This is a genomic window from Segatella buccae ATCC 33574, assembly GCF_000184945.1.
Lineage (GTDB): Bacteria > Bacteroidota > Bacteroidia > Bacteroidales > Bacteroidaceae > Prevotella > Prevotella buccae.
The window spans coordinates 2,904,762-2,915,061 of record NZ_GL586311.1 but is presented as its reverse complement, the minus strand read 5'-3'; the positions used below and the strand labels follow the sequence as shown (position 1 = coordinate 2,915,061).

At 58.0% G+C, this 10,300-nt stretch carries 11 protein-coding genes; 8 read left to right on the top strand and 3 right to left on the bottom strand.

The features are described from left to right. Positions 1-694 precede the first annotated feature (694 nt). The 8 genes from HMPREF6485_RS11560 to HMPREF6485_RS11525 all read left to right on the top strand — a co-directional run bounded on the left by HMPREF6485_RS11560 (position 695) and on the right by HMPREF6485_RS11525 (position 7,335). On the top strand, positions 695-1,363 hold the full coding sequence (locus tag HMPREF6485_RS11560; RefSeq protein ID WP_004342380.1) for a ParA family protein: 669 nt from the start codon (positions 695-697) through the stop codon (positions 1,361-1,363). Between the two features lie 350 nt (positions 1,364-1,713). Continuing rightward, a complete protein-coding gene (locus HMPREF6485_RS11555) occupies positions 1,714-2,424 on the top strand; it encodes a hypothetical protein (RefSeq protein ID WP_248622308.1) in 711 nt (236 codons plus the stop codon). A 332-nt stretch (positions 2,425-2,756) separates the two neighbouring features. Beyond that, positions 2,757-3,485 (top strand): hypothetical protein, encoded by a 729-nt coding sequence (locus tag HMPREF6485_RS11550; RefSeq protein ID WP_004342382.1) that lies wholly within the window; start codon positions 2,757-2,759, stop codon positions 3,483-3,485. A 653-nt stretch (positions 3,486-4,138) separates the two neighbouring features. Continuing rightward, positions 4,139-5,194: a MotA/TolQ/ExbB proton channel family protein gene (locus HMPREF6485_RS13780; RefSeq protein WP_155814413.1), complete on the top strand. Its 1,056-nt coding sequence runs from the start codon at positions 4,139-4,141 to the stop codon at positions 5,192-5,194. Continuing rightward, positions 5,191-5,706: a hypothetical protein gene (locus HMPREF6485_RS11540; protein ID WP_004346705.1), complete on the top strand. Its 516-nt coding sequence runs from the start codon at positions 5,191-5,193 to the stop codon at positions 5,704-5,706. The genes HMPREF6485_RS13780 and HMPREF6485_RS11540 overlap by 4 nt, the downstream gene beginning before the upstream one ends. Then, positions 5,703-6,299, top strand: a complete 597-nt coding sequence (locus HMPREF6485_RS11535; RefSeq protein ID WP_004346703.1) for an ExbD/TolR family protein — start codon at positions 5,703-5,705, stop codon at positions 6,297-6,299. Before HMPREF6485_RS11540 ends, HMPREF6485_RS11535 begins: the two co-directional genes overlap by 4 nt. After that, positions 6,296-6,763 carry an ExbD/TolR family protein gene (locus tag HMPREF6485_RS11530; RefSeq protein WP_004343374.1) on the top strand — a complete coding sequence of 156 codons (468 nt, stop codon included), beginning with the start codon at positions 6,296-6,298 and terminating at the stop codon, positions 6,761-6,763. Before HMPREF6485_RS11535 ends, HMPREF6485_RS11530 begins: the two co-directional genes overlap by 4 nt. A 71-nt stretch (positions 6,764-6,834) precedes the next feature. Next, positions 6,835-7,335, top strand: coding sequence for an Lrp/AsnC family transcriptional regulator (locus tag HMPREF6485_RS11525; RefSeq protein ID WP_004346701.1), 501 nt, complete (start codon positions 6,835-6,837; stop codon positions 7,333-7,335). Between the two features lie 161 nt (positions 7,336-7,496). Here the strand turns inward: HMPREF6485_RS11525 and HMPREF6485_RS11520 are convergent, their stop codons facing one another. The 3 genes from HMPREF6485_RS11520 to HMPREF6485_RS11510 all read right to left on the bottom strand — a co-directional run bounded on the left by HMPREF6485_RS11520 (position 7,497) and on the right by HMPREF6485_RS11510 (position 10,288). Then, entirely contained in the window at positions 7,497-8,780 is a 1,284-nt protein-coding gene (locus tag HMPREF6485_RS11520) for an ATP-binding protein (protein ID WP_004346700.1), read from the bottom strand. A 206-nt stretch (positions 8,781-8,986) separates the two neighbouring features. Then, a complete protein-coding gene (locus HMPREF6485_RS11515; protein ID WP_004346699.1) occupies positions 8,987-9,484 on the bottom strand; it encodes a dihydrofolate reductase in 498 nt (165 codons plus the stop codon). Between the two features lie 9 nt (positions 9,485-9,493). After that, positions 9,494-10,288, bottom strand: a complete 795-nt coding sequence (locus HMPREF6485_RS11510) for a thymidylate synthase (RefSeq protein WP_004346698.1) — start codon at positions 10,286-10,288, stop codon at positions 9,494-9,496. Positions 10,289-10,300: the final 12 nt, after the last annotated feature.

Here is a 10,300-nt window from a genome sequence, read left to right as displayed (position 1 = left end):
AAGGTGTAAATTGTTATAGAATAAAGTGCTTTAAATCTTTAGAATGTTAGTGTTATAACGCTAAATAAATATAGTTGTATAATTGTAAAGGTGTAAATATCTAAATGAATAAAATGTTTTAAGTCTTTATATCTTTATGATTTTAGTGTTGTATGACTTTGTTTGTAAAAAGATATAATTATAAATATGTTTAGGTGGAAAGTAAATTATATCTTAATAATTATAACATTATAGTAGAAAAGGGGTAAAAGAGCATAAAACTATAGTGAAATATACACTTTCTCCGGGGTTTGTTTGGCCGGATAAAGCAAAATTCTTAAATTTGCCAAAGGTTTGGACGAAAGTCAAACCGCGTGCCAAGAAATAGCCGGTCTCACGCATATAATTATGTGTTTTCATTGGTTGATGAACATGATTTGATGGGCTGGCGAGTGACGTTCGAATGAGTGGGCGAGTAAGTGGACTCCGAATGATAGAGGAAACATTTATAAGCTGACGAAAAAGGTAGCTGGCGTGATGAAGGAAGCTGAGTGAAATGATGAGGAAAAATAGCTGGCGTGATGAAGGGAGATGAATGAAATGATGAGGAAAAATGGATAGGAGGATGAAGAAGGAAGGGTAAAATGATAAAAGGGAAAAGAATAGAAGAATAAAGGAAAATGGATAGAACGATAAAGAATAATAAATAAAAACGATGAAGAAAAACTTGAAAATAGTATTTGCCAATCAAAAAGGTGGGGTGGGGAAGACAACGCTTTGTATGCTCTTCGCCAACTATCTGGCAAGCAAAAACAAGCCCGTGTGCGTGATAGACACCGACTTGCAGAAGACGATATTCACGCAGCGGGAGGACGATTTGAAGGAAAACGGCGAGGAGGTGGAAATACCCTACGTGGTGCAGGCGTTCTCGCTGAAAGATCCCGAGAACGTGCGGCAGCTCATGGAGAGCGTGGAAGAGACACCGGGCTACTTCCTTTTCGACGCGCCGGGAAACATCAATGAAGACGGGCTGGTGCAGCTCTTCGCAGGAGCCGACTACATCGTGTGCCCCTACCAGTATGAGAAGAAGACCATCAACTCCACGGGCATTTTCATTGAAGTGATCAATCAGCTGAAAGACCAGATACCTCAGATGGCTGCCGAGATGTTTTTCGTGCCCAACAAGTTCGATTCCCGCACGGGCACGGTGCGCGAATTGCAGTCGTATATGGCCACCGACGACCTTTTCAAGAAGTTCGGACAGGTGACACCGCGCATCCCGCAACACATCGGGCTGACGCGCATCGACACGATTTCCAACTCGAGCGATCAGGTGAAAGACGTGAAAGGGACGTTCGACTACATGATTCGCAACATGAAATAGGGTAGGGGAGAGCTCCTTCCGATGCCTATATATAATAAGGTGGAAAACCATCGGCGCGGGGCCTTCCGCACACTCTGTGGCGGATGCACGCCCGACCCAATGCTCGGGCAGGCTGCAGGAAGAGGCCCCCACGGCCCGGAGAGGAAAACCTCCGAACGGTGATGCGAGCGATGTGAAACACGTTGAGTGTCAGAGGAATAGTCCCAAAAGAAGCAGGATAGGCTGAACTTGGCGGCTTCAGCAGGAGAGTGGGGGCAACCGACAGCCCCTTTCGTTCCGAAACGAGAGTTTACGAAACTTAAATAATTGATATAACCGATACGAATATGGCAAAAAAGCACAAAGAAAATATGATTTCGATACCGTCCTCGCTTGCAGGACTTGTTGAACGCGCACAGGGTGTGCAAACCATTCCCGCGATGCCCCCGATAGGCGGCCGACGCGAAGAATCCAAAGAGGAGAAGCCGGCTGCCGAGGCTGCCGCACCTGTTCCGGCCCATGAGACAGCGGCTCCCACACAGTCGGAAACCGCCCCCGTGCAGTCTGCCTCCGCCCCCACACGGCAGGAGACGGCTCCCGCGCAGCAACCGTCAGCACCCAACGGCAGGCCGGCTGGCGAGGAAGTGGCCTCCCCGGCCGTCGCCCCCGCCCTTTCAGCCGCTTCCGCCCCTTCCGCAGACGAGATGGCGGCTGCTCCCGCTGCCCGTCCGGCATCGGCCCGCGATACTTCCGCTCCGGCCAATGGCGCCGTAGAGTCGGCTGCCGAACTCGATGATGCTGCCGCCAAAGGTGAAGAGAAGAAGGCACCGAGCCGTCGCAGCAAGCGGGGGCAGGAGTGGCAGAACTTCATCGACTCTGCCGTGGCCTTCAAGAAAAACAAGACCTACATGGAGACGATTCTCATCGACAAAGACATGAAAAACATGGTGGAGTTCTTGAAGTCTATCGTGGGTGAGAAGGTGACGGCCAAGGATGTGGTGAGCGGCATCGTGCGGGCCTTTGCCGAGGAGAACAAGGACATCATCAATGAGGTGTTCAACACGCGGCAGATAGGGCGTTGAAGAAAAAGGCCTCACCCCCGGCCCCTCTCCGAGGGGAGAGGGGAGTGATGTGCCCATAGGTGAGGTGGTAGGTGATGGGTGGTAGAAGATGTGTGAAATGGTGGGGATGTAAAAGCATAAATTATTTTAGTAATAAAGTTGTTTGTTGCTATAATTCTTTGTGATGATATTCCTTTTTTACTGTGATCTCGCCTTCCTCTGCCTTTGTAGCTACCCAAGGGTAGTGTCGCTCATGTGCGAAGTGGGGGCTGAGTGGGGGCGAAGTGGCGTCGCTCACGCACAGAGTGGGAGCGGAGTGTCTGCCATGATAGAGACGATATAATCCTTGCAGTATGAAAAAGACGATACTTGCAGCGGTTTGGCTGCTGTTTTCCGTTGCCGCTCAGGCTGGCAATGGGAAGAATGGAAATCTCCCCCAGTCTGCGGTGGGCCTGGAGGGAGAGCGGGGCGTGGAGCGAGTGGCTGCGGCCGGAGAGCCCGGAGGGGCGTCGGATGAGGGCAAGTTGCCCCTACGCCGCCACGAGATAGGTTTCCATGCCGGCCTGTTCGGTGAGTGCTCCTCCACCCGTGACGAGCGGCAGACGGCTCCCAAAGATGCCCCGGGCGGCGACTGTTGCGACGATGATTTCTGCGGACTGCGGTTGGCTGCCCACATCACTGCCGCCGTCGAATACTACTACAACATCGACCGCCACTGGGCCGTGGGCGGACTGGTGGCCACCGGCAGCGGTGCCCATTCCTTCAACGGCCCCTCGGGGTGCGAGGAGCGGCGGGGCAGCAACATCTGGTTTGCGATGCCCCACGTGCGCTTCACGTGGCTGCACAGCCGTTTCGACATCTTGCGCCTCTATTCCCGCATAGGGCTCGGTTATCTATGGCAGCACCTTAGTGCCGAGCAGAGCTGTGCGGGCAGGGTCTATGCCGCCGACCACCGTTCCCGGTTGGCCTATCAGGTGAGCGTCGTGGGCGTGGAGTTTGGCTGCCGGGCCGTGCGCCTTTACAGCGAGTGCGGCTACGGGGCGCAGGGCGTGTTCACCCTCGGGGTGAAATATGCGTGGTGAGCGAGCGTGAGGGCAGGCGGAATGTCTGCCCCGAGGGGCGCGGCAGGAGGGAGCCCGACCGTGGCCGGGAGAGGCTTGAGGTGTAAAGGAAATTCGCCGCGCGTTTGCATTTCGCGCGTTTTTATTGTATCTTTGCGGTAGCGGAGGGAGCACGGGTGTGCCCCCTTTTTTTGTGCCCGGGCGGTTGGGGAGGGTGTCGCGCGGGCCGAATGGCGGGACAAAAGGGCTGCGGCGGGTGGATGAAAGGGCCCCTTTCGCCGGATGAGAGGGGCCTTTTTGCCGGATGAGAAAGGCCGGATGAGGGAGAGGAGGGGTGTCGATGGCGGGGAGAGGGGGAGGCCCTCACGGCGTGAGGGCTTACCCGACCACAGCCGCGTGTCCGCTATTTTCATTTTTGTGATGAGTTTCAGGCTATAGACCGAGGAGGGAGAGTGGAGCGGAGAGCGGGGCGGGAGGAGATGCCGGAGGGAAAAAAGACGGAGGAAAGAAAGGGAGGCTGGCGGAGTGGTGGGGGAGGCTGGCGGAGTGGGGGGCGGCTGGAGGCGCCGGGCGTAAGACGGGCGGGGGCGGCTGTAAACAGAAATTAAAAGAAAAGGTTTGGCTGTTTCTGCAAAATGTCGTACTTTTGTGCCCAACTATCAACCAAGAAGAAAATGATGAAGGCTAAGTCGGTTGTTGCCCGAGTGGCAATGTTGATGATGATATATGGCAGCACGCTTGCACTTGCCGCACAGACGGGCGACGCTCCCCACAGACAATCGGCGGCGCAGGCTGCCGCTCAGGCCCCAGCCGGCGGTCCGGCCGTGCAGGCGAAAGATGCTGCCACGGCGACCCGTACCAAGGGTGTAGCCGCCCGGAGTCAAGGCCCGGCCGCCCGGCAAGGAGGCGGGTCCGCTCAAGCCGGGGAAGGCGCAGCTGCTTCGGGAGCCGCTTCCGCCCCCGGCGGAAAGGCAAATGCTCCGGCGACGGAGGCTGCCGCCGGAGCCGACACGGCCGATGTTGGCGCGCAGGCCGGTCTCGACAGTCTGCCCGAGGCAGGCGGCGAGGCCTTTGGCGAAGCCGACGAGGGCGGCGGCATCTACCACTCGCTCAAGACGAAATTCATTGAGGGCAACGCCGGCTTCATGTCGCTCGTGGCACTGGCCCTCATCCTCGGTCTGGCCTTCTGCATCGAGCGCATCATCTATCTCAGCCTGTCTGAAATCAACGCCAAGCGTCTCATGGCCGACATCGAGGAACGCTTGCAGCGCGGCGATCTCGAAGAGGCCAAGACGCTCTGCCGCAACACCCGCGGACCCGTGGCCGCGATATGCTACCAAGGCCTGTTGCGCGCCGCCGACAGTCTGGAAGACATCGAGCGTTCGGTGGTGAGCTACGGCACGGTGCAGGCCGCCAATCTCGAGAAAGGCTGCTCGTGGATCACGCTTTTCATCGCCATGGCCCCCTCGCTCGGCTTCTTGGGCACGGTGATCGGCATGGTGATGGCCTTCGACCAGATAGAGCTCGCCGGCGACATCAGCCCCACCATCGTGGCCTCGGGCATGAAGGTGGCCCTCATCACCACCATCTTCGGCATCATCGTAGCCCTCATTTTGCAGGTGTTCTACAACTACATCCTCTCCAAGATTGAACACATCACGAGTCAGATGGAGGAATCGGCCATCACGCTGCTCGACCTCCTCGCCCGTGAGAAACACCCCACGGCATGAAACACTCCCTCCCCCGGCGGCTCCCCGCCGAACGACTCTCCCTGCGCGTGCTCTACGTGCTGCTCGCGCTGACGGTCCTGCTTTTTGCCGCCTTTTTCCTTGTGGGCTTCGACCGCCCCTCCCTTGAGAGTCCCGGTTTTCGCGACCCCCTCTTCACCGACATGCTCCTGTGGTTCGCCCTCGCCCTTGCGGCCCTCGCCTTGGGTGCCGGCGCATGGGCCCTGTGGCGCGGACTGCGGCAGCGCGACGGCAGCGAACGCGTGGTCAACGGCGTGCCCTCGGCCAAGATTTCGATGGGCGTGGCCGCCCTCACCGCCGTTGTAGTCCTGCTCTCGTTTGTCTGCGGTTCGCCGGCTCCCGTCACGGTCAACGGCTCCCCCTTTGCCGATGTCTTCTGGCTCAAGGCCGCCGACATGTTTGTGGCCACCTCCCTCGTGCTCATGCTCGTGGCCGTGGGAGCCGTGGTCTTCGGCTACACCCGCTATTACAGAAAGGAGCGGCCCCGCCCATGATGTTCCGCCGCCACAGGCACAGCGTGCCCCTGCTCAACACCACGTCGACAGCCGACATCTCGTTCATGCTGCTGATCTTCTTCCTCGTCACCACCTCCATGGACGTGGACAAGGGGCTGCGCCATCAGCTGCCCCCCGCCGAGCGGCAGCGGCAGGAGGAATCCACTGCCGTGAACAAGGCCGACATGCTCGCCCTCACCCTCACGGCCGACGGCCGACTGCTCGCCGACGGCCACCCCTCCACCCCCGCCGCCGTGGCTGCCGAGGCCGAACGGCTCATCGGCAGGGTGGGCAGGCGGCACATCATCACCATCGAGGCCGACCGCGAGGCCGACTACAACCTCTACTTCGAGACCCAAAACGCCCTCGCCGACATGTATCGCCGCCTGCGCAACAGGGTGGCCCGCAGCCGTTTCGGCAGGCCCTACGGGCGGTGCGACGCCTCGCAGCGCGAAGTCGTCGACCGGCTCGTGCCCCAACGCGTGTCCGAATCCTACACCGGCGCAGCCTCCGCATCCCCTGCTCCGGCTGCCCGTCCGGCCTCTCCTGCCTCCTCCACTCCCGTCACCGCCGCGAAAGGAGGCCGCCCATGAGCCTTTTCCGCCGCCGCAGGAGGGAGGTGCCCGGACTCAACACGGCATCGCTGCCCGACCTGATATTCACCGTGCTCTTCTTCTTCATGATCGTCACCCACATGAAGGAGGTCACGCTCAAGGTGCGCTACCGCGTGCCGCAGGGCAGCGGCCTCTCCCGGCTCGCCCGCAAGTCGGCCGTGGTCTATGTCTACATCGGCCGCCCCGCAGGTCGGGACGACGGCCCCACGCGCATACAGGTGGACGACCGCTACGTCACCCCCGAGGCCCTCACCGACTATCTCGTGGCCCGCAAGCGCAGTATGCCGCCCGAAGATGCCGCCCGTCTTGTGGTCTCCATCAAGGCCGACCGCCACACCAAGATGGGTGTCATCAACGATGTGAAACAGGCCCTCCGGCGGGCCAATATCCTTAAAATAAGCTATTCTGCCACAGAAAAAAGTGAAAATAATCTATCAAAATAATAGATTTGCATTCTTTTTTATTGTGAAATTCATATTTTTGTTATACCTTTGTACCCAAATTAACAGTTATTATGGGACATCATCATTTAGATTTATTGGACAAGAAAATCCTCAAACTCATTTCCGAGGATGCTCGCATTCCATTTCTTGAGGTAGCGCGTGCCTGCAACGTGAGCGGTGCGGCTATCCACCAACGTATTCAGAAACTTTCCAATCTCGGTATCATCAAGGGTTCGCAGTTCATCCTCGACCCGGAAAAAATAGGCTATGAGACTTGCGCCTACGTTGCGCTCTACCTGCAAGACCCCTCGCGCCACGACACGGTGGTGGAGGCCCTGCGCAAGGTGCCCGAGGTGGTGGAGTGCCACATGACCACGGGCGGCATGGACCTTTTCATCAAGCTCTACGCCCGCAACAACCACCATCTCATGCAGCTCATCCACGACAAGCTCCAGCCCCTGGGCCTGTCGCGCAGTGAGACCATCATCTCTTTCAGCACCTCCATCGACCGCCAGCTGCCCATCGTCGACATGCCGGTGGACGAGGAGAGCGAAGACGACGACGAGGCGTAGGCCTTTTGCCCGTACGCCTCGCCGGGGCTGCCACCGCCGCCCGCCATGCAGCAATGGTGGGCGAGGCATCAGCCACCGGCATTCAAGCAAACACAAAAGCCACATTCCGACTCCCTTTGCGAGGCGGAATGTGGCTTTGCTTTGTTGCTTTTCTTCGTCTTTCAGAGCTGTCCGCCCTGTAGCCGCCGCTCCAGTTCCCAAGCCCGTATGTGGCGTATGCCTTCACGCGAAGGCAACTGCAGGTCGTCCAGCGACACCACGTATTTCTCATAGTGGTCGGCAATGCTTTGTAGCGACGCATATTCCCGCCTGACAGTTTCCTCGTCGACGAGCATGTAGGTGGCTTGCAGGTAGACGGTGCGGTCGCCTTTCATGGCAACAAAGTCTACTTCAAGTCCTTGGCTGTCACCCACATACACCGTGAAGCCACACCGTCGGAGCTGCAAGTAGACCAGATTTTCCAGTTCGTAGCCCACACCGTGGGCCGTGCCCTGAAAGAGATAGTTGCGGAAGGCAAGGTCGTTGGCGTAGTATTTGCACACGCCCGCAATCGTCTCCTTCCCCCGTATGTTATACCGGTCGGTGCGGTGGAGCAGGTAGGCATCCGACATGTAGGTGAGATATTGCGACAGTTTCTCATAGCTCACCATGCGCCCCTTGCCCTTGTAGAATTTCATGAGGCTGTTGATGGAGAACAGCGTCGATGTGTTGTTCACCAGATAGACGAACAAGTCTTCCAGCAGCCGGGGGTCTTTGATGCTTTCCCGCTGTATGATGTCGCGCAGCAAGATGGTGTCTTTCAGTGCCATCACATAGTTGCGGCGCACTTCGTCGCCCGTCAGTTTGAGCATTTCCGGCATTCCCCCCTGCTGCATGTATTCGATGTAGCTCTGCCTGTTCTCCTCTTTTCCCGCCATGCCGCAAAACTCCGCAAACGAGAACGGAAACACCTCTATCTCCACATATCGGCCCGAGAGCAGCGAAGCGAGTTCGCCCGAGAGCATCTTCGAATTGGAGCCCGTCAGAAACAGCTCGTAGTCGTGGGTGAAATCCTGCGAGTAGGAGTTGGCAAACCGCTCCCACTCGCTGATGTTTTGCACCTCGTCGATGAAGATGTAGACCTTGCCCTCGGGTTTCAGTTCACGCCGATAGCGTTCGAAGAGTTCCGTCAGGTCGTGGCAGTCTCTCACGCCGTCGAAGGCCAGCAAGTCTTTGTTGAGCATGAAAGTGTTTTCAGGCTTCACCCCGTTGTCGATGAGCTGCTTGGCGATCTGTCGCAGCAGATAGCTTTTGCCGGCCCGGCGTTGGCCCACGAGCACCTTCACAAGGCGGTTGCCCACGAAGGGCATGATTCTTTCCAGATAGGTCCGGCGGGTGAACCCCATGTCGATGGGCTCTCCTCCCCAGTAATTGTATTGTCGCAATGCGTCGAAAACGTTCTCCATACCTTAACTTTTTGGCAAATATAACAAAAGTTTTGGCCACGCCCAAAACTTTTGTTCGTTTTCTTGTTGTTTTCGAGTGTGGAGAGTGCTTTTGCTCTTATGAATAGTGCGCGGAGCATACAAATAAAAGCCACGCGCGTTGTGGAAGCGTGGTCTCGGCGGATAAAGTTCTGCCGGCGGTAAGCAGGCCTCCGGCTGCCTCGGCCCTATTTCCTCACATAGTCGACGAAGGCGTAGCGGTGGGCGTGTCGTTCGTCGGTGGGGTGGGGCTCGCGGGCAGTCTCGCGCCATGTTTCGCGATAGGGCGGGAAGAAGGCGTCGGCCTGCGCGGGCGTGTCGTCTATCTCGGTGAGACAGAGGCGGTCGGCGAGAGGCAGGGCCTGTTCGTAGACGGTGGCCCCGCCGATGATGTAGACCTCCTCCGCCGGGGTGCAGTGGGCGAGGGCCTCGGCGAGCGAGGCGTAGGTTTCACAACCGGGAAACACCTGGCCCGAACGGCTCAGCACAATGTTGCGGCGGTTGGGCAGCGCACCCTTGGGCAGCGACTCGAAGGTGCGCCGGCCCATGACGATGGTGTGGCCCGTGGTGAGTGCCTTGAAGCGTTTCAGGTCGTTGGGCAACCAGTAGAGGAGTTGGTTTTCGTAGCCGATGGCGCGGTTGGCAGCCACGGCGGCAATGATGTTGAGAGACATGTGAGTGGTCATTTCTTGTTTTCACACCGACACCGTGGCCTTGATGTGGTCGTAGGGGTCGTAGTTTTCGAGCGTGAAGTCTTCGAAGCGGAAGTCAAAAAGGCTTTTCACCTCGGGGTTGAGCCGCATCGTGGGCAGGGGGCGCGGCGTGCGTGTGAGTTGCAGACGGGCCTGACTGAGGTGGTTCAGATAGAGGTGGGTGTCGCCCGTGGTGTGGATGAAGTCGCCCGGCCGCAGCCTCGTCACCTGCGCCATCATCATGGTGAGCAGCGCGTAGGAGGCGATGTTGAACGGCACGCCGAGGAAGGTGTCGGCACTGCGCTGGTAGAGTTGCAGGCTCAGGCGTCCGTCGGCCACGTAGAACTGGAAGAGGCAGTGGCAGGGCGGCAGCGCCATGTCGTCCACCTCTGCAGGATTCCACGCCGACACCATCATGCGGCGCGAGTCCGGCGTGCGCATTATCTGGTCGAGCACGTTCTGTATCTGGTCTATCGTGCCCCCCTTGTAGTCGGGCCACGAGCGCCACTGGTGGCCGTAGACCGGCCCGAGGTCACCGTTCTCGTCGGCCCACTCGTTCCATATCCTCACCCCGTGTTCCTGCAAGTAGCGCACGTTCGTGTCGCCCTTGAGAAACCACAGCAGTTCGTAGATAATCGACTTGAGATGCAGTTTCTTGGTGGTGAGCAGCGGGAATCCCTCTTCGAGATTGAATCTCATCTGATGGCCGAACACGGAGAGCGTGCCCGTGCCCGTGCGGTCGCCCTTCGGGGTGCCCTCGTCGAGTATGCGTCTGAGCAAGTCGAGATATTGTTTCATTGTCGGTTTATG